Below are 21,098 nucleotides of genomic sequence, written 5' to 3'. Positions count from 1 at the left end.
GACACAACGTTACATGACGGAGGTTTCCTCCCGTTAAGGTGCCGCCCAATGCAGCGATCCGAAGCGCAATGGCTGGATGCGATTTTCGAGAAGGATCTCCTCACTCCCCTGTTCCAACCTATCGTCGATGCCGGCAATCGCACCCTGTTCGGCTACGAGGCACTGATTCGCGGCCCCTCGGATTCACCGCTCCATTCGCCACTGACCCTGTTCGATGCAGCGGCTCGACACGGTCGGCTTGTCGATCTCGACCTGCTGTGCCGGCGGCTGGCCATTACCCGTTTCGTCAGTCTCGATCTACCAGGCTGTCTGTTTCTCAATGTGCTGCCGAACACTATCGTCGAAAGGGACTTCCGGGAAGGGTTGACCCTGCGCTATCTCGAACAAGCCGGGCTGGCTCCCCAGCGTGTGGTCATCGAATTGACCGAGCATACCCCCATTCACGATTACGCACTCATGCGGCAAGCCGTCGCGCATTATCGTCAAATGGGCTTCAAGGTAGCGCTGGACGACCTGGGCGCAGGCTATTCGGGGCTTCGCCACTGGGCTGAATTGCGTCCCGATTTCGTCAAGATCGACCGCCACTTCATTCAGAACATCTGACCGTGACCCGCTGAAGCGGCAATTCCTGCAATCCATCCTGGACGTCTCGCGACACCTCGATTGCAAGGTGATTGCCGAAGGCATCGAGACCAGTGGGGAATACCGCTGCCTATGGGGGCTGAACTGGGGGTTTCTGCAAGGTTATTATTTCGCGCGCCCTAGTGAGAATCCGCCAAGGTCGATCGCTAACATGTTGCCGGCCAACAGCCCTCAGGCCGGCCCAGGGGCAGCCGTGGCCGCGAAGATTTCCCGGCCGGTCGAGCCCGTACCTGCCGAAACGCCGGTGCTCGAGCTCGCCGAACGGTTCCGAACCCAGTCGGAGCTTCGCAGCGTGGCAGTCATCAAGCATGGCATCCCGGTAGGCGTCATTCGCCGTCACGCTTTCCTGACCTTGTTCACCAATCCCTTCAGTCATGCCCTTTATGCCAAGCGGCGGGTCGAGGAGCTCATCGAACCCCGCTGGCTGATGGCGCGTCACGACACGCCACTCGAACAATTGAGCCAGCAGATCACCGACACCGACGATACCCAGCAGGAAGATGTCGTCATCGTCGACGATGACGGCCACTACCTGGGGATGGGCCGACTGCTCGACCTGCTGCGTGAAATAACGGCGATCCAGGTTCGCTGCGCTCGACATGCCAACCCCTTGACCGGCTTGCCTGGCAATATCGTGATCAACGACACCATGGCGACACTACTGGCGTCCTCGCGCCCCTTTGTCGCCGCCTATTGCGATATCGATGCGTTCAAGGCTTACAACGACACGTACGGGTACGCGCGAGGCGATAGCGTGATACTGGCATTGGCTAACATTCTCCAGACCCAGCTCGATACCGAGGTGAATTTCCTGGGTCACGTGGGTGGAGATGACTTCATGCTCCTGCTGGTCGAGCCGGCCTGGCGCAATACCTGCGAGGCCATACTGGAGAATTTCGCGCAGCTGGCGCCCAGTTTCTACGATGAAGAGCACCGGCAAGCGGGCGGCCTGTGGATGGCCAATCGCCAAGGCGTCGAGGTTTTCCATCCTCTGCTAAGCCTCTCGATCGGCGCCCAGCCCGTGCCCCAGGACACTACCTGGAGTCCGCTCGATATATCGAGCCGTCTGTCGGAACTCAAGCACCGCGCCAAGCAGCAAATTGGAAACAGCCTTTTCGTCGATCGACGGCACCCTTGAGCGACCTGGCAAGAATGGAATCCCCACGTGGCACGTGACTTTCGCTACGCTTAACGAGGGCGACACATGCGGCTCATCCATTCACGGCAGGACGATGCAATGCAGGGGCGTCGAGAATGAAGATATGGGATATCTCACCCGGCTACCTCAACGACCAGGCGCTTCGGGACGAGCACTTATCGCTGCAACGCGTGGCGGCATTGGATCTGGCCCTCGAAGACCCTCGCCACCCCGAGGCCATTCGCTGGCTCGGACATGATGGCGCGTTGAACCAGCGGCAACGTCAGGTCGCCAGCGAGCTGGCCCTGAGAGGTCTGGAGAATCACTGGCCACGTGTCGCGATCCTCAACGAGGGAAGCTGGCCGACGACCTACCTGGAGGATCCGGGACAGCAGTTTGCGCTGCTGTCTGAAGCCCACCCGCCGGCGTCGGGCGGAAGGATCCCATTGCCGACATCTCCCCAGCAGCTTTGGAGCCAGCACAAATATTCGATCCTGGCTCGCGACCCCAGCCTGTATCGCGAGTTGGGGCGCGAATTGGCAGAGCGCCAGGTCGGCTTTGCCGAACTGGCCCTGCGACTGACGGAGTGGCTTCGCATTACCCCAGGCAACGGAGGGATCCGTAACGCCGTTCAGCATATGTGGGGCTACGTCTCCGAAACGCCCCCGCCCGGATTGGAACATTGGACCTGCCGGCGATTGCTGGAAGAGACTCAGCGCCGCGCCATCGTTAAGTCCGCCCACTACCTGCTCGCGTCCACGGCACTTAGCGAATTGATGAGCTACCTCGATGAAGGCTAATAGACCATGGTCTAACCTGCCGATCCAGGTGAATCATTGACAGCTTACAGCCCACCGCATAGCCTCCAACTGGTGAGTTACCAGTAACATCACGGCTACGACAATACGCACTGGCAACCGATGGATTCCTTGCCAAAAAGACGTCACCACAAGGCAAGCGAGTGTTCTACCTTGAATAGCAGTGGCTTCTGGCGCGACTGAGCCCACCGGGGGCTTACCTCACCGGGCCTGACCGGGTAAGAGCGTTCAAGGAGACACCGGAAACCGAAGCGTGAATAACGATATTCGCGACTTCACGACAGCGGCAACCGCCTTCAAATAACGACGAAGCAATGGAGAAAACGCCATGACATCCATTTGGCGCAGCACGCTCACCCTGGCCGGCGCGGCCACCCTTTCGTTCGGCGTCGCTCATGCCCAGCAGCCCGACCTGTCCGATCCGCCCCCCATCGAGGGCGAAGTGATCAGCGAGGATCTCGGCAGCCATACCCTGCGTATGGGCATCGGCCTGGCAGAGACCTCTCCCCAGTACCTGTCGAGCAAGTATTTCGCCGAGATTCTCAACGAGCGTACCGAAGGTCGCATTACCGTCAATATCTTCCCCAATAGTCAATTGGGGGACGATGTACAGATGATGGAGATGTTGCAGACCGGTTCACTGGATCTGACCTATCCGTCCAGCTCACCGGCGACCACCTACGTCCCTGAACTGCGCGTATTCGACCTGCCGTTCCTGCTGCCGACTCGCGATGCCGCAGTCGCGGTGATGCAGAGCGATGCCGCGCAGGAAATGCTGGATGGCTTCGAAGGCACTGGCATCAAGGCGCTGGCCTTTTCCGAGAATGGCTTCCGCCAGCTGACCAACAGCGAAAGGGAAGTATCTTCTCCCGATGACGTCGAAGGTCTGACTATCCGCACCATGGAGAACCAGGTTCAATTGTCGATCTGGGAAGCCCTGGGTGCCAATCCGACCCCGATGGCCTTTGGGGAAGTCTTCTCCGCCATGGAGCAAGGCGTCATCGATGGTCAGGAAAACCCCTGGAGCACCATCCTTACCTCCAATTTCAACGAGGTTCAGGATTACGGCTCCGAGACTCGCCACGTCTATACCCCGTTCATTCTGATGATGTCCGAGCGCAGCTGGGAGCGCCTCGACCCGCAATATCAGGAGCTGGTTCAGGACGCGGCCCGCAAGTCGGCCGAATATGAAATCCAGTTGGCTTCCGAGTACGACAACTGGGCTCGCGAGCAGTTGGCCGAAACCGGCATGGAAATCACTCGCCTGGACGATGACCAGATCGCTGCATTCCAGGATGCGGTCGAGAGCGTCTACGACGAGTGGGCTCCCGAGATCGGTGAAGACCTGGTCGAATCCATTCGCCAGATCGCCAGCGAAAACCAGTAACTCGATAAAGACTGACCATTGGGTGGGCAAGGCGTCTAGGCGCCTTGCCCACCGTTGGGAGAGCCCATGGAAGACCGCGACATCCACATTCCCGAGGGCGCCTCGGTCGAGGATCCTCGCCGCCGCCCCCTCGAGATCGACACTGAGGCCCGCAAGGGACCCGGCATTTTCCGTTGGCTGACCGTGGCCATGGAGACGCTGATCGCCTTGATTCTGATCGCCTTGATCCTTTCGGTTACCGCCAATGTGGTGGGGCGTTCCTTACTCAATCAATCGCTACCCTGGGCCGATGAATTGGCCAGGATGCTGTTCATCTGGTTGATCTTCGTCGGTGCTGCCGCGGCCTTTGCACGCTATGAGCATATCGCGGTCGACTTTCTCGTGCGTAAGCTGCCCGACCGAGCCGCCTATGCGCTGTATATCCTCCAGCATTTGATCATCACCGTACTCATGGGGGTCGTGATGTACGGGGGGTATCTGGTCATGTCCCGCTCCACCGGGCGGACTCCGATCCTCGATGTGCCCTGGAATCTGATCAACGTTTCGCTGGTGCTATGTGCGACCATCATCGTCGCCATGTCGCTCTGGCGTATCTGGCGCAGTATCGGCCTGATGATGTCGCCGAATAACTCACCGGATAACAAGAGGGCCTAGCGTCATGTTATGGATCTTCCTCGGCATACTTTTCATCAGTATCGCCATCGGTCTGCCCATCGCCTTTGGCCTGGGCATCGCAGCGGTCATCATGGCGTTGCTGTCCGACATTCCCTTGTCGATCGTCGTCGAACAGTCGATTCGCGGCGTCAATAATTTTCCCCTGCTGGCGATTCCGTTCTTCATCCTGGTAGGCGAAGTGATGAGTTCGGGCGGCATCGCGCGTCGCCTGATGGACCTGGCCGCGGCCCTGGTCGGTTTCATCAAGGGGGGGCTTGGCCAGGTCGCCATCACCGGTTCGATGTTCTTTGGCGGCATCAGCGGCTCGGCCGTCGCCGATACCGCCGCGACGGGCGCGATGATGATCCCTTCAATGAAAGAACAGGGCTACAGCGGTCCCCAGGCCACGGCCATCAACACCGTGTCGTCGGTGATCGGTATCATCATTCCACCCTCGATCCCGTTGATCCTGTTCGGCATCGTCACGGAAACCTCGATTAGCCGCCTGTTCATAGCCGGTATCGTCCCCGGCATGCTGATCGGGTTCGGGCTGATGGTAACGACCTATATTCTTGCCAGCATCCAACACGCCGGCGAAACGCGTAAGTTCCGGCTCGATGTGCTCTGGCACGCCTTCAAGGCCTCGGCCTTCGCCCTGGTCCTGCCGGTCATCGTCATCGGCGGCATCATTGGCGGTGTGTTCACGGCCACCGAAGCGGCCGTTGCCGCCCTGCTCTATTCGCTGTTCATCTCGTTGGTCATCTACCGCGAGATCAAGATCAGCGACCTGTGGGGGATGTGCGTACGTACTGCGCGCATGACCGGCATGGTGCTGTTGCTGCTGGCCTTCGCCACCGTGATCGCCTGGTTCCTGACCATCAACATGGTGCCGCAGACGCTGGTACAGCAGGTCCAGGCCATCACCCAGGATCCCTTCTGGCTACTGTTGATCGTCGCTGGCCTGTTGTTGCTGGTCGGTTTCGTCATGGACCTGACACCGGCCATGGTCATCATGGCGCCGATGCTGACGCCGATCGTTACCTCGGTGGGCATCGATGCCGCCTATTTCGGCGTTCTCATGGCGTTCGTGCTGGGTATCGGGCTATTGACGCCGCCGGTGGGGACTTGCCTGTATGTGGGTTGCGGCGTGGGCCGGGTCACCATGGAGCAACTGGTGCGCGCCATGTTGCCCTACTACTGTGCCCTGCTGGTGGTACTGGTAATTCTCATCGCCTTCCCCGGGCTGGTCACCTGGCTACCGGACCTCACGGCGGTTAGAGGCAGCTAACCTCGCCCTGCGAGAGGGTGGATGCACTGACCGGTGTCCGCCCTCTCATTCACTTGCCAGTCCCGCATCGTTTCAGGATATGATCCCCGCCCGAGAAAAGGATGGCCGTTGAGCGCCCAGTGCCAGTGAAAAAGAAACGCCCCACGTTGCAGGATATCGCCGATCAGGTTGGCGTCACCAAGATGACCGTCAGTCGTGGCCTCCGTGATCCAGATACCGTCTCACCGACCCTTCGTAAACGCATTTTCGAAGTCGCCGAAGCGCTGGGCTACATCCCCAATCGCGGTCCCGACATCCTCTCCAAGTCGATCAGCCGCGCCATCGGCGTCCTGCTGCCGTCTCTGACCAACCAGGTGTTTTCCCACATCATCAAGGGCATCGAAAAGGCCACCGAACCGGCCGGCTACCACGTCATGCTCTCGCACTACAGTTACAGCCCCGGGCTCGAGGAACGTTGCCTCGCCTCGCTACTCTCCTACAATGTGGATGGCGTGATTCTATCCGATAGCCAGCATACCGAGCGTACCTTGAGGATGCTCGAGACTGCTGGCATCCCCACGGTCGAAATCCTCGATACGCATTCGGTCCCCTTCCACCAAGCCGTGGGGTTCGACAACGTGGCCGCCGCCTATGCCATGGTCAAGGCGATGATCGAGCGAGGCAGGCGGCATATCGTGTACCTCGCGGTACGTCTCGATGCACGCACGCTACAGCGCGAAAAGGGCTATCGCCAGGCTATCGAAGAGCATGGCCTGACCCCGGTCACCCTGCACAATCCCCAGCCCTCGTCCTATAGCGTGGGCGCGGCGCTCATGGGCGATGTCCTCGAAAAGTACCCGGAAACCGACGCGCTATTCTGCACCAACGACGATGTCGCGGTCGGGGCCTACTTCGAATGCCTCAGACGCGCCGTCACGGTGCCTGAACGTATCGCCATCGCCGGTTTCCATGGCCATGACGTGGGCCAGGTGATGGCACCGCGCCTGGCCAGTGTCGTCACGCCGCGCGAGGCGATCGGAGAGCGTGCCGCCAGTGAATTGCTCAACCGGATTCGCGGCGAATCGATCCGTGAGACCGTCATCGACCTGGGCTACCGGATCGAGGCCGGAGGAACGCTGTAACCAAGCAGAACATGACGCCCCCGACCAGGAAACCTGGCCGGGGGCGATTTACGTTACGTCCGGACTGAGGACGGGAGCGTCAGGGCTACATGAGAGAGGACGCCATCCCCTCGTCGTCCTTGACCCCCGCCAGACTCACCTCGTCACTCATGGGCGCCATCGCGGCCTCGCCATGCTCCCCGCCATCGAAGCTGGCATCGTTCAGCGCTGGCTCATCGAGCGTTGCCGCAAGCATTGGCATGGCCCCCGGCACTTGCGCGATCGTGAACGACTGCAGGTCCATCGAGCCACCATTGAAGGTCAGCCGTAGCACCTGCTCACCGGCTTCAAGGTCGAGCGACAGCGTACCGGTGGACACGTAGTTGCCCCATGCCCCCGAGTTGGGAACCGCCAGTGAGGATTCGGCATAGAACTGGCCGTCCTGCTCCGCCGCTGCGGTGATGGAGCGACCATTGTGGGTCGTCGCCGTCTGGAAGGAGAGCGCGTATGTACCCGCCTGCTCCACATTGACGGTGTACTCGACCCATTCCCCATCCGCGACCCAGCCAATCGCCTCGCCGCCACCCACGGTATCGACGCCATCCGCCCTGAAATCGTCACCCGACTCCGACATATCGCTGTCGCTAAAAGCGACACCCTCTCCACCTTCATCATAGAGAACGGCATCGAGGGTCAAGCCGTCGGCATCGATCAACCACGGCGTGCCCGAGTCGTTGAAGGCCTGCTGCTCCTCCTGCTTGTCCAAAGTGAGCGACTGGATGTCCATCGAACCGCCATTGAAGGTCAGGCGCAGAACCTGCTCTCCGGCCTCCAGGTCCATGGCCAACGGTTGGGTCTGGGTAAAGTTCGTCCACGAACCGGTATTGGGGACGGCCAAGGCCGACGAACTGGTGTAGAAGGTTCCGCCCTGCTCCACTGACGCGGTGATGCTACGTCCACTTTCCGGTGTCGACAGCATGAAGGACAGATCGTAGGTACCTGCCTCGGCCACATTGATGGTGTATTCGACCCACTCGCCGTCAGCCACCCAGCCGATCGCATTCTCGGCCACCGCGATATCGACCCCATCCCCGCGTAGGTTGCTGCCTAGCTGCGCCTCGCTGCTATCGTTGTACGCCACACCCTGGCCACCCGCGTCATAATGGATCGCCTGCAGCGTCAGACCCCCGGCATCGACCAGCCATGGCGCTTGTGTGCCGTTGAAAGGGGTCTGCCCATCATCGACAGGCGGCGCACCCACCACCAGGGTGAAGCCAGTCTCGACGCTATCCTCACCGTCCGAGGCACTGACCAGCACCTCGAAGCTGCCACTCGCCGTTGGCGTGCCCGAGATCACCCCGTTGGGCGAGAGCGTCAGCCCGGCCGGCAGGCCGCTGGCGGTGTAGCTGAGCGCATCGCCATCGGCATCGCTGAAGGCCTCCGCCGGGATCGTGTACGAGAACGCCTCGTCCTGAGTGGCCGTCAAATCGCTCAGGCCATTGTCGACTTGCGGCGCGCTGTTGGTCTCGACCGGCACCAGGGTGAACGAGGCCAGGTCCTGCGATCCGCCATTGAAGGTCAGGCGCAATACCTGCTCACCGGCCTGCAGGCCGAGTTCCAGGGCCTCGGTCTGGGTGAAGTTCGTCCATGAGCCGGTATTGGGCACCGCGAGGGGCGACGAGCTGGTATAGAACGCACCAGCCTGCTCCACCGAGGCCGTTATCGTGCGGCCGTTCTCAGGTGTCGACGACATGAAGCTCAGGCTATAGGTGCCGGCCTCGGCGACGTCGAGGGTATATTCCACCCATTCGCCCTCATCTACCCAGCCGATCGCATCACCATTGCCCACGATATCCACACCGACGTCTCGGAAATCGCTTCCCAATTGCTCGGCATCGGCATCGCTGTAGCTGATTCCTTCACCTCCCTCGTCGAAGACGGTGGCATCGAGCGTAATGCCATTGCCCACCGCCCAGGGTGTTCCACTGTCATTGAAGGGTGTCTGACCATCGACAACCACGGGCGCCTCGATCGTCAGCGTGAACCCGGTCTCGACGCTATCCTCGCCGTCCGAGGCGGTAACCAGCACCTCGAAACTGCCATTCGCCGTCGGCGTGCCCGAGATCACCCCTGTGGGTGAAAGGGTCAGCCCGGCCGGCAGGCCGCTGGCGGTGTAGCTAAGCGCATCGCCATCGGCATCGCTGAAGGCTTCCGCCGGGATCGTGTAGGAGAACGCCTCGTCCTGGGTGGCCGTCAAATCGTTCAGGCCATTGTCGACTTCCGGAGCGCTGTTGGTCTCGACCGGCGCCAGGCTGAACGAGGCCAGGTCCTGCGATCCGCCATTGAAGGTCAGGCGAACCACTTGTACACCGGCTTCCAGTTCGACCTGCACCGTGTCGGTCTGGGTGAAGGTCGACCAGCCGCCGGTGTAACCCACCGCGACCGGCGATGCCGTTGCGTAGGCGGTATCGCCCTGCGCGAAGGAGGCGGTGATCGACCGCGCACTGCCGTTCTGCGCGCCGAGTGCCGTCAGGAACGACAGCTCATAAGTGCCCGATTCGGCCACCTCGATGGTGTACTCGACCCATTCCCCGTTCTCGATCCAGCCGATGGCGTCGCCGTCGCCGACAATATCCACGCCGTCGCCGCGGAAATCGCTGCCCTCCTGGTTCGCGCTGCTGTCGTTGTAGGCGACGTCCTGTCCGCCCTCGTCGTAGTTGACGGCATCGAGCGTGAGCCCGTCACTGCCTACCACCCACGGAGTATCGCTATCGTTATAGGCGGTTTGCTGCACAGGCGCCTGATCGTCCAGGAAGTTGGGCACCCCGTCGCCGTCATCATCGTCGTAGATATCGACACGGCCATTGCCATCGGCATCCTCGGCCCCGGTCGGGTCGTAGGTCGTGACGTTCTCGAGCAGGAAGATGTTGTCGTTGTAGTCGTAGTTCACCCCCGCATAATCCTGGATCACGATATAGGTGTTGGGTATCACCTCACCGCTACCATCGCGGGCCACGTAGACACGGATCAGGTGCCCGTCGTTCTGGTCCCAATCGAGGTTCGTGCCCGGGTTGCCGATGGCATCGATGGTGTCCTCATAGAGATTGGCGTCAGGATCGGACCAGGAGATATACCCTTGGCGACCGCTAATTTCGGCGAAGAAACCGAACGGGTCATCGCGATCGAGCGTGGTCGTGGTCAGCAGGTCACCGTTATTGAGCGTGCGCGGCAACAAGGTTTGGCCATCCTGCTCGTCATGGGCGAGCACCTCGTCCAGATCGCGACTGTCGACGTCGTGTATGAATAGTCGTGCCACATCGCCCTGGGTGTGATAAGCCGCCAGTTGGGTGATCTTGATCGGGGCCGATCCCTCGGCGCGCTGGAAGTAGGGAGAGAGAATCTCGTCGCCGTTGGCTTCCACCAGGCCGCCCTGGTTCATCTGCCCTTCGGCGACATCGGTGCTGAATCCGAAGGCCTTGACGATGTCCTGCACCGTCGGCTCCTGGCCGCTTTCCGATTGCCCTTGAGCCAGCCCCGCCAGCTGAATGACCTTCTGGCCTTCGTCGCCGTCGTTGGAGTTAATGGTCAGCGTCGACTCGTAGAGGGTCGCGGTATTGGTGTCCTGGGCGATGAAGCGCACCGTCACGTTCAGGGAACCGCCAGCCGGGATCACCAGATCGGTACTCTCACCGACGATCTCGAACAGCGACGGATCGGCGATCTCGAGGCTGGCGATCTCCAGGTTGGCGAAGCCGTCGTTGGTGATGGTGAAGACCACTTCGTCATGCACCTGCTGATTGGCATTGGCCGGATTCTCGATGCGGCTCATCACCAGGCGCTCGTCTGACGGCACACCATCCAGGTTGGCGATCGTGATCTCACCCCCCGAGGCCGGTTCGACGCCCTCGATCACGAACATGTTGTCGTTGTAGTCGTAGTTGATACCGGTGTAATCCATGATCCCCAGGTAGGTATTGGGAATCACGTTGCCGTTGGCATCGAGCGCCTGGAACATGCGCACGGTGTAACCGCGCTCGATGCCCTCGGCGTCGTCCGGTACCGTGCCGCCGCCCGTCGGGTTGAGCGACGGGTCGGTGGACAGTCCGGCCACCTCGATACCGAAGAGGCCGTTGCCCGCCCAACTCGCCGGAATCATGTCGGCGGTGATCGTGGCTGTCGCGAATCCGCCGTTCGACAGGATCGGCAGCAGCGACTGGTTGTTGTCGCCGGCATGGTTGCTCAAGGTGATATCGGCGTTCTTATTGTTGGGGTTATGGATACCCAGCGTCGCCCCGCCGCCGCCGTGGAATGCGGCGATATGCGTGATGGTGGCTGACTCGACGCCATCGGCCAGTTTCCAGTAGCGCGACAGCACCTCGTCGTCATTGACCGGACGGTAGAGGTCGAAGCCGTTGAGTACCGAATTTTCACCCCCACGCTGGGTGGAGAGCCCCTCGATCACGTTACCGAAGCCGAACACCTCCCAGACTTCATTGACGTTGGGCTCCCAGCCGCCTTCATCGCGCGCTTGCCAGAACCCGGCCAGGTGCACCTCGGCGACCGGTGTGTCGGCATCGTTGGTGACCAGGCGGATACGGCCCTCGAAGACACCGTCGCCGGCATCATTGGCGGGCGGCGTATAAGCTTCGCGATCGAACAGCACCTCGACCTCGATCGATTCACCGGCACCCAGGGTCAAACCGGCGAAGATAGTCGGTTGGGCCAGTACGAAGGGGCCTTCGACGTCGGCGTCGATGAAGGACAGTTCACTGGTGCCGGTGTTGCTGATCACGACCGTGCCGCTTTCCTTGTAGTCACGGTCGGGGTTGGACGCGCTGTTGTTCTCCAGATAATTGAAGTGCAGGCGATCGGAGAAGTACGCCGCATCGCCGCTCTCGATGCCGATATCGGCATCGGGATCGCCCGGGGCCGGCGACAGGTCGAGATAATCGATCTCGTTGGCGCCATCGGCCTGCGAGACGACCCGCAGGTTGTACTGTATGCCGGCTTGCAGCTCCACGTAGGTGGAAAGCTCACCGTCGTCACCGACACCGGGATAGCCCATCTGATCGAGCGGCTGACCATTGAGCAACAAGGTCAGGTTGCCCCCATCGGACGCACCGGCATTGGCCGCCAGGTCGAGCTTGTAGGCCCCGTCCTCGCTCACGGTGAAGTAGAAATCGGCGGTACGCTCGTTGACCGGACGTGCCGACTCGCCATTCTCCAGTTCGATGCGACCGCTGCCATCGATGTCGGCATAGCTCGGCTCGAAGGTATCCTCGGGAGTATCCGCCACGCGCAGCAGGTCGATATTGGGCCCGTTGGCCCCCGGGGCGGTCACGCTTACGGTATTGCTACCCGCCGACAGGATCACGGTGGTGGTCTGGTAATACCAGTCGCTCTCCTCTACGCCGCTGACGCCTGGGAAGTTGAGTTCACCCACATCGCTACCGTTGATGGACACCATCATGGGCCGGTCGGCCTTGGTAGTGGCCAGTGCGTAGCGGAAGCCGACCTCATAGGTCCCCGCCTCGTCCACCTCGATGGTCCAGGTGATGGATTGGTCGGCCGTGCCGTCGAAGTCGACGAAGCCCTCGCCCGAGGCGTTACGGTCGTCCTGATCGGCGGTCACGACCACCGGGCCGTCGAGGTCCGCAGCTTCCGCCTCGTACTCGGTATAGCCCGGGGTGGTGTCGTCGGGCGCCTTGAGGATCTCCAGCTGATCGATATTGGGACCGGTATTGGCGGTGGCCTGGAAGCGCACCGTGTTGAGTCCCGATACCAGGTCGGCAGGAATATCCAGCGTCATCCATTCGTTCCAGGCGTCGTCTCCGGTGGCGCCCGCTGGCGGACTGAAGGCGAAGACCCCCACGCTGACATTGTTGACGAAGACCTCCAACGGCCGGTCGGTGTTCGCGCCATTGCCGTAGCGCACCCGCAATACCGACTCGCCGGCATCGGATCCGGACAGCTCGAAGTTGAAGGTCAGGAAGTCGGCATTGGTGGCTCCGAAGTCGGCGTAGCCACCCAGCACCCCGTCGGTATTGTCGTTATTGCCATCGGTCCCGTAGGCGCCCGGGCGCAGGCCGTATTCAAGCCCCTCGGTGGTTTCCGGGTTGCTTGCGTCGCGGATCTCGATCTCAGCCCCGCTGCCCTCGGCAATAGCGACCGACGTGCCGTCATTGGGGGTGTCATCCTCGGCCTGGATGACCAGTACGCTGACCAGATCGTCGCCTGGCTCGCCCGGCTCGCCAGGGTCGGTGATGACGCCGCCGGGTGCCGGGTCGAGCCGAATGATCTGGCTCTGGCCGTTGTTGCGGTTGAGCGTCAGCAGGTACAGCTGGCCTGTGGCGGGATTCTCGATCACGTCCAACGGATCGATGTAGCTGATGACGTTGCCGTTGACGTCACGAATCACATCGTCGCCGACGATATTGCCATTGGCATCCAGCGAGATGTAGCGAATGTCGTCGCCGCCGGAGTATTCGGTAAACAGCACACTGCCCTGCAGATTGCCGCCAAACACGCCGCTGGTGTACTCGGTTACCCCATTGGGGGAACGGTTTTCACCCAGCGAGTAAGCCCCTTCCAGATCGTAGTTGGGGTCGGGCTGCTGCCCCGAGGGATAGTTGCCTACCTGGTTCGGATCGCTGCCCGTGGTCGGGTTGCCGCCATTGAGAATGTACTCGCCGCGCAGCGGGTTGGGATGGCCGTAGTAGCCACCCTCCTCGACCGTGAATAGATAGTCGTCCTGCTTCTCGACGTTGCCCTGATACTCGTTCTGAGGCGTCGACGGGTCGTCCGGCACGTTACCGCCCGCGGCCGAGCCGTTGGTGGGTACGTAAAGACTGCCGTTGGAATGCCAGACCAGGTCGTAGGCGTTACGCACCCCGGTGGCGAAGATCTTGACCACGGCATCGTCGGCGAACGGATCGTAGTAAGCCTCGAGGACGTTGCCGTCGACATCCTGCACCGTTGCCGTGCCGTTCTCGGCAAATACCAGGTATTCCCCGTTGCCCATCTCGATGGGGCCATTCAGCAGGTCATTGTCATTATCGGCAAACCGCCTGTTCAACCCGTCGTTGGGTAGCGGCTCAGTGGAGACGTCGAAACCACCCTCCGGTGCCTCCTGGGTCGGGTCGATTTCCAGTACCGTGGCATTGAGCAACCGCTCGGGACGGTTACCCCAGGCACTATCGATCTCGCCCATGGCTGAGTTGGAACCCTGCACCAGATACAAGAGATGGCTCGGCACATCGGGATTGGCCTGCGCGTCATAGGCCAGGTTGGCACGGAATTCCAGGCTGTTGGTGACATGGTCGCCATTGGAGCGCGGCAGCCCCGTCACGTAGGTTTCTGCAGTGGCGCTGAAGGCGTCGCCCCCGTCCAGCGTGATCTTGGTGATCCGCCCACTGAAGTCGGGGACCCCGTTGTCGCGTCCCGAGAGCGGGATCGGGTAGTTGTCGGTGACCCAGATCACATTGGGATCGGTGGGATCGAAGGTCAGACCGATGATGCCACGCGCCCCGGCACTGTCACCGTTGAAGTGATCCAGCGCCAGTACTTGCTCGTTGGACAGCGCCCCGGTCTGCGGATCGATATCGTAGCGCTTGAGCTGCCCGAGCATATCCGAGACGTACATCTTGCTGCCGTCCGGTGAGATTTCGAGCGAGGTGAACTGGAAGGCACCGTCCGTGGCACCATTGATCTCGACCACGTCGTTGAAGGCCACTTCACGGGGAACGATTTCCGCGGCTTCGCCAGTGACGAAGGTGGTCGTGAACTTCTGGAACTCACGGGTCGGGGCATCGGGATCGTCGTTGGGCCCGCGGTCCTGGAAACCCTCGATGACCAGCGTGTAGCTGGTGAATTCCTGCAGTGTCCCGCTGGGTGAAATGGTCAGCGAGTCGAAGCCACCGGTGGTGTTGACGTTGAAGGTGACCTCCTGGCCGCTGACGGTCTTGAACAAACGAACCGAACCGTCATTGAGGCTCTCCAGCAGCGCGCCACCACGCCCATCGACCACCGAGATGCCCACGAAGATATCCGAATTGGGATCGACGCCGGTGGGTGGCGTGCCGTCTTCAGCGTCGAGATCGACCTCGACCTCGTTCTCGCCTACCCCGGCGATGGCCCGCGGGTCGGTGAAGAAGGCATAGTCCGCCGGTGCCTCGCGATCATCCTCGGGGGTCAGGTCGGGCAACGCCTTGATTTCGACGTATTGGATCTCGGTATTTTCCCCCAGGCCTATCGAATCCAGCGTCAGGCGACCGTCGGTCACCAGCACCACCCGAGTCACCAGGTCCGACCGGAACCCTTCGGTATCGTTGGCGGGATTGCCATCCTCGGGGAAATCATCGGGTCGGAAGGGCGTGAAGGCGTCGTTGAATGCCTCGCCCTCGGCATTGACGGCATTGACGCTGTCATAGGGGCCGGAGGTATCGCCGATGGAAAGGGTCACCTCGTAGTAGCCATCCTCGAGCTCGATCTCCCACCCGGCACGCACGTAATTGGCTGCCGGCTGGTCGAAGTGGGCATAGGTACCCTGGCGCGGATCGACACCAGCGATCTCGTCGGTACGGTCATTGACGGCCACATTGGTCAGGTCGGCTATCGCCAGCGGTGTGGTGCCGTTGTCAGTGCCATCGGCAATCGATGCTTCGGTGACCCAGCCGTACTGGTAGGTCTGTCCGCCGGCCGTGACCGACTGGTCGCCGAACGCCTGGCCGGTATCCGCCACGTAGCCTTCCGGCGTGGCGAAGCCCTCGGGCTGGAAATTGATCTTGACCGCGAAACGCTCGCCAGGCTCCACGAACGGCGGCTCCTCGTCACCCTCACGGCTTACCGCCAGGCTGTCGATATTGGGCCCGGCGTTACCGAGGTTTTCCAGACGGATCGTGTTGCTGCCCGCCTCGAGATCGAGCTCGATCGTGGCCTCCGACCAGTTGAGCCAGCCGGCATCGCCGATGCCGGTCGTGGGGAAGCCCATCGAACCCTGCGACTCGCCACCCACCAGGATATCCATGGGGCGGCTGGCACCGGCCCCATCGCCATTGGCGTAACGTACGGTCAGGGTATAGGTGCCGGCCTCCTCGACCGTCACCTCGAACGAGGCCGCATCACCCGTCTCGTTGCCCATATCGAGATAACCCTCACCGCCGAAGCCATCCCACAAGCCATCCGGACCGGCGCCCGTGTTGGTTTCGGGGTTCGACGCGTCGCGCACCACCGTATCCGGCGTCGGTTCGTCGTCGTGAATAGTGAGGGCTTCGCCTTCGATCTCGAACAGGAACGGTTCGACAGGGGGCTCTCCGCCATCGTCGGCCTGGTGATCGAACTTGATCCAATCGAAGTTGGGCCCATTATTGACGCCACCTTCAGCCACGCTGGGGATCGCAAAGGAGACGCTATTGGCGCCGGCCTCGAGTTCGACCTCGATCTCGATTTCCTGCCAGATATCCCAGGGATCGGTGACACCGTCGTCGGGTGCCGGGGGGAAGGCGACCTGGGACGCATCGCTGCCGTTGACGCTGAGATTGAGCGGACGTGGATCGGCGCCGCCATTGCCAAAACGGATGGTGGCGGTGTAGGTACCGGCCACCTCGGCGTTGACCGTGAAGACCACCTCATCGCCGGGGTCGGAGCCGAAGTCGACATAGGCCCCGCCTTCGGCCCCTTCACGGTAGTTGCCGAAGGCATCAGGATTGGCGGCATCCACCACGCGAGTAAAGGCGCCCTCGTCGGGGCTGCCACTATCGTTGATCGCCACCAGTGAGGCATTTTCTGCCTGGATGACGATGGGATCGACCTCGACGGGAGGTTCGCCGTCGGGGTCTTCAGGGAGCGGCCCGCTACCCGCCTCGGTGATTTCGATGCGATCGATGTTGGGGCCGGTGCTGGCCCCCTCGGGGATCGCCAATGACACGCTGTTGCTGCCCGCCGCGAGCGTGACGGTCACGGTCTCGAACAGCCAGTGGTCGAAACCCTCCTCCTCACCGGCACCATCGGGATCGGTGCTGGTAAAGGGCAATGCACCGGCATCATTGCCGTTGATGCTCAAGTCGAGGGGACGTCCGGTATTGCTGGCATAGCGGATGTTCAGGTCATAACTTCCCGCCTGGGGGACCGACACTTCGAACGTCACCGCATCGCCGGCCGTGTCGCCGTAGTCGACATAACCGGTGCCGGAGAAGTCGGGACGCAAACCGCTGAAACCACTTCCCGTCTCGGGATTGTCCGCGTCACGTACCGTGGTGACGGTCGTATTCGAACCGTCATCGAAGATCGTGAGATCGCCGTTCTCGGCCTGGATGACGATCGGCACGAAGACTGTCGCCTCGTCGTCCTCACTCACGCTGCCGCTGGCCGTGGCCGCCGTGGCGTCGATCGCCACGGTGTCGCCGGTCACGCCGACCAGACTCACGCTGACCGTTTCGGTGCCGTTGTCTTCGTCGTCGTTGGCGACATCCACGGCCAGCATGGCGCTGCCGTCGGTGAACGACACGCTACGCGTCTCGGCCATACCATCGATCTCGAGATCCAGCGTGACTTCGCCGCTGAAGTTCTCGCTGGCGCTGAGGGCGAAGCTCAGCGTAGTCACACCGTCGTCGCCGCTTTCGACCAGCGGCGCGGCATCGGCGATACCGATCAGCACGGTGGGGGTCGGCTCGACGCTGCCGGGCACGAACTCGATATAGTCGATACGGGCGTATTCGAAGGCATCCGAGGTGACGCTCAGATCCAGCGCGGCATTCTCGCCAACTGTGACATTTTCGAACGTCACGGTGCGCAGGTTCTGGGCCTGGAGGCCGTTACCGCCACCGTCGTCGTCGAAGGTCCAGCTACCGCTGAAGCTCTCGCCCTCGGCGTTGCCGATGCTCAGTTGCGCCGTACTCTCGCCGTCGTCTTCGTCGAAGTAGCGGACGATCACGGTATAGGTGCCGGCAGCCACCTTGCCGTCGAGCTCATAACGGGCACTGCCTTCGGTCCTGGCCGGCAAGCGGATGCCCTGGCCACCGTCCGCGGCGGCCATGGACTCGACACTGAACGCCGAGGCGCTGTCGAAGTCCTCGGCCTGCAGGCGGATCGGGTCGACGGGCTCGACCGGTGCCTCGTCGTCCTCGCTCACGCTGCCGCTGGCCGTGGCCGCAGTGACGTCGACATCGACGTTGTCGCCGGTCACGCCGATCAGGCTCACGCTGACCGTCTCAGTGCCGTTGTCTTCGTCGTCGTTGGCGACACCCACGTCCAACGTGGCGCTGCCGTCGGTGAACGTCACGCTACGCGTCTCGGCCACGCCATCGATCTCGAGGTCCAGCGCCACCTCGCCGCTGAAGTTCTCGCTGGCGCTGAGGGCGAAGCTCAGTGTGGTCACGCCGTCGTCGCCGCTTTCGACCTGCGGCGCGGCATCGGCGATACCGATCAGTGCGGTAGGGGTCGGCTCGATGCTGCCGGGCACGAACTCGATATAGTCGATACGGGCGTATTCGAAGGCATCCGAGGTGACGCTCAGATCCAGCGCGGCATTCTCGCCAACTGTGACATTCTCGAACGTCACGGTGCGCAGGTTCTGGGCCTGGAGGCCGTTGCCGCCACCGTCGTCGTCGAAGGTCCAGCTACCGCTGAAGCTCTCGCCCTCGGCGTTGCCGATGCTCAGTTGCGCCGTGCTCTCGCCGTCGTCTTCGTCGAAGTAGCGGACGATCACGGTATAGGTGCCGGCAGCCACCTTGCCGTCGAGCTCATAACGGGCACTGCCTTCGGTCCTGGCCGGCAAGCGGATGCCCTGGCCACCGTCCGCGGCGGCCATGGACTCGACACTGAACGCCAAGGAGCTGTCGAAGTCCTCGGCCTGCAGGCGGATCGGGTCGACGGGCTCGACCGGTGCCTCGTCATCCTCGCTCACGCTGCCGCTGGCCGTGGCCGCAGTGGCGTCGACATCGACGTTGTCGCCGGTCACGCCAATCAGGCTCACGCTGACCGTCTCGCTGCCGTTGTCTTCGTCGTCGTTGGCGACGTCCACGGCCAACATGGCGCTGCCGTCAGTGAACGTCACGCTACGCGTCTCGGCCACGCCATCGATCTCGAGGTCCAGCGCCACCTCGCCGCTGAAGTTCTCGCTGGCGCTGAGGGCGAAGTTCAGCGTGGTCACGCCGTCGTCGCCGCTTTCGACCAGCGGCGCGGCATCGGCGATACCGATCAGCACGGTAGCTTGCGTTTCTTCCTCGACATCGCCCACGGCCAGGGTGAACGTCTCGGTGAGGCTCACTTCGTTGGAATCGGTCGCCGTGACGCGGACTTCGACGCTTGCCTCGGTCTCGAAATCGAGGCTCACCCCCTCCTTGAGCCGCAGCATTCCCGCATCGTCGACCTCGAAACGATCGTCATCGACACTGTAAACATACGCTTCCGCGCCGCCCTCGATCGTCAACTGGCCGACCACGGCGCCATCGTCGTTTTCAAGCACGCTGGCATTATCGAGCGCCAGACTCGCCGGCACCGGATCCGCTGCCACCAGAGCCATTTCGATCTTGTCGATGTTGGGGCCATTGGCGTAGCCGCCCAGGCGCAGGAGATGGTCCCCCGCGCCGAGCGCTATTTCCAAGGTCTCGGTGGTCCAGCCCTCCCATTCGCTCGGCTGCTCGGCGACCTCAACACCCTCGGGGATATCGTCGAGATCGTCCGGCAGTGACTCGGGAGCGGCGGAGGCGATGAAATCGAAGGTATCGAGCACGGTGGTCTCGCCGTTCTCCACGCGCATCAGGTCAAGCGGTCGATCGGTGGAACCGGCATAGGTCACGGTGATTCGATAGGTGCCGGCAACGGGCGCCTCGTAGCCGAACTCGGCATAGGCATCGGCATTGCCAAAAGCCCAGTCTAAATAGCTGGCGCCTTCGGCGCCAATACGGAAGGTGTCGTCGATCGTGATGATGGAATCGAGCGTGACGACACGGTTCGTGGTGTTATCAGTGAGGCTCTGCGCTGGCGATAGTGCCAGGTTTTCGCCCTGGATGACCACTGAGCCCTCCGCAGGCTGTCGAACCTCGAGAGCATCAACGTTGGGACCGCTTTCGCCATTGGAGGTAAAGCTGATGATGTTCTGACCGGCCTCGAGCTGCAGCAGGAGTGTCCGCTCGGCGAAGGTAGTGAAATCGCCGTTATCGGCAGTGTCCGTGGTGCTCGGCAAGTCGAACTGGCGGTCGATGAGTTCGCCATTCAGTTCAAGCCGCAACGGTCGGTTGCGGTCGGTGCCATCGCTGTTCTGGCTGAGCGCATAACGCAGCGCTATCTCGTACTCGCCAGCCTCGGCAATATCGACATGGAACGCCAATGCTTCGCCGCTGGGGTCGCCATAGTCGATATACGCGCCGCCCTCGGCATTGATGGCATTGGGTTCGTCTTCGCCTCCCTGAGGAAGAAGATTCTCGCCGGTGAGGGTCGTGTAATTTCCATCGGCCTCGATGTCGTCGGTATCTTCAGCCTGGATGCGTAGTGGCGTGAAGAGTTCGGGTTCCTCGCTGCCTTCTGTCACGTCGAAGGCCAGCTGGCCTGTGCCTTGGGGAAGCACCGCGCCCTGCTCGTCCAGCGCCTCGACGTTGAAACGGGTTGCGCCTGCCATTAGTGCAGGCAGCTCAGCGAAGATGAACGGAGCCGAGGTATCGGTCCACGTCGTGGGGTCGCCATCGCCATTGGTGAGTGATACCCGGAGTGCTTTAACCAGCGACACATCAAGACCGTTCTCCGGCGTGGGAATGACGCGAAGGGCCGCCCCTGAGAAATCCTCTGCGTCGAGCCGTTGTGTGTCCTTGAGACCACGACGTAGCTCACCATTGACCGCATCAACCAGGGAAAAAGAAAACATGCGACACCTCACTCAACTTGTTTTTTTGTCTCTTCATTTGAAGAGCCAGGAAGGAATTACCCACGCACCAGGACCGAAAAGTATCGTTTCGTTACTCAAGCACACCTTAGATTACTCCTAGAACTTGGCAATAGGCCTTTAAAGTCCTTAAACAGCCCGCGGTCATCCCACGTAAAAGCAAACTCCAGCGATATAAAAATATTCCCAATGAAA

8 protein-coding genes and 1 pseudogene are annotated in these 21,098 nt (G+C 61.6%); 8 read left to right on the top strand and 1 reads right to left on the bottom strand.

Features of this window, described 5'->3' with window-relative positions:
• Positions 1 to 48 precede the first annotated feature (48 nt).
• The 8 genes and pseudogenes from JH15_RS18525 (at position 49) to gntR (ending at position 7,048) form a co-directional block, all read left to right on the top strand.
• Entirely contained in the window at positions 49 to 603 is a 555-nt protein-coding gene (locus tag JH15_RS18525) for an EAL domain-containing protein (protein WP_331280870.1), read from the top strand.
• Positions 527 to 703: pseudogene (locus JH15_RS18520) on the top strand (hypothetical protein); the annotation flags it as partial. The gene JH15_RS18525 and the pseudogene JH15_RS18520, both read left to right, overlap by 77 nt.
• A gap of 132 nt (positions 704 to 835) precedes the next feature.
• The gene (locus JH15_RS18515; RefSeq protein ID WP_331280869.1) at positions 836 to 1,780 is read left to right on the top strand and encodes a GGDEF domain-containing protein; all 945 of its coding nucleotides are present in this window, start codon (positions 836 to 838) and stop codon (positions 1,778 to 1,780) included.
• Between the two features lie 116 nt (positions 1,781 to 1,896).
• Positions 1,897 to 2,580 carry a DUF1722 domain-containing protein gene (locus JH15_RS10090; protein WP_043529871.1) on the top strand — a complete coding sequence of 228 codons (684 nt, stop codon included), beginning with the start codon at positions 1,897 to 1,899 and terminating at the stop codon, positions 2,578 to 2,580.
• A 346-nt stretch (positions 2,581 to 2,926) separates the two neighbouring features.
• Positions 2,927 to 3,985, top strand: coding sequence for a TRAP transporter substrate-binding protein (locus JH15_RS10085; protein ID WP_043529870.1), 1,059 nt, complete (start codon positions 2,927 to 2,929; stop codon positions 3,983 to 3,985).
• Between the two features lie 66 nt (positions 3,986 to 4,051).
• Complete coding sequence (locus JH15_RS10080) at positions 4,052 to 4,639, top strand: TRAP transporter small permease (RefSeq protein ID WP_043529869.1); 588 nt, start codon at positions 4,052 to 4,054, stop codon at positions 4,637 to 4,639.
• Positions 4,640 to 4,643: 4 nt separating this feature from the next.
• The gene (locus JH15_RS10075) at positions 4,644 to 5,927 is read left to right on the top strand and encodes a TRAP transporter large permease (RefSeq protein ID WP_043529868.1); all 1,284 of its coding nucleotides are present in this window, start codon (positions 4,644 to 4,646) and stop codon (positions 5,925 to 5,927) included.
• Positions 5,928 to 6,052: 125 nt separating this feature from the next.
• A complete protein-coding gene (gntR, locus tag JH15_RS10070; RefSeq protein WP_043529866.1) occupies positions 6,053 to 7,048 on the top strand; it encodes a gluconate operon transcriptional repressor GntR in 996 nt (331 codons plus the stop codon).
• Positions 7,049 to 7,133: 85 nt separating this feature from the next.
• On the opposite strand, the gene JH15_RS10065 is transcribed toward gntR, so the two are convergent.
• Positions 7,134 to 20,885, bottom strand: a complete 13,752-nt coding sequence (locus JH15_RS10065) for a carbohydrate-binding protein (RefSeq protein ID WP_052384029.1) — start codon at positions 20,883 to 20,885, stop codon at positions 7,134 to 7,136.
• Between the last annotated feature and the right edge of the window lie 213 nt (positions 20,886 to 21,098).

The sequence above is a fragment of the Litchfieldella xinjiangensis genome (genome assembly GCF_000759345.1).
Taxonomy (GTDB): Bacteria; Pseudomonadota; Gammaproteobacteria; order Pseudomonadales; family Halomonadaceae; genus Litchfieldella_A; species Litchfieldella_A xinjiangensis.
The sequence above is the reverse complement of the archived record's forward strand: the minus strand, read 5'-3'. Positions and strand labels throughout refer to the sequence as shown.

Coding starts and splice junctions, on each gene's coding strand:
- JH15_RS10080 (WP_043529869.1), top strand. CDS start 4,052: ATGGAAGACCGCGACATCCACATTCCCGAGGGCGCCTCGGTCGAGGAT.
- JH15_RS18525 (WP_331280870.1), top strand. CDS start 49: ATGCAGCGATCCGAAGCGCAATGGCTGGATGCGATTTTCGAGAAGGAT.
- JH15_RS10075 (WP_043529868.1), top strand. CDS start 4,644: ATGTTATGGATCTTCCTCGGCATACTTTTCATCAGTATCGCCATCGGT.
- JH15_RS10090 (WP_043529871.1), top strand. CDS start 1,897: ATGAAGATATGGGATATCTCACCCGGCTACCTCAACGACCAGGCGCTT.
- JH15_RS10085 (WP_043529870.1), top strand. CDS start 2,927: ATGACATCCATTTGGCGCAGCACGCTCACCCTGGCCGGCGCGGCCACC.
- JH15_RS10065 (WP_052384029.1), bottom strand. CDS start 20,885: ATGTTTTCTTTTTCCCTGGTTGATGCGGTCAATGGTGAGCTACGTCGT.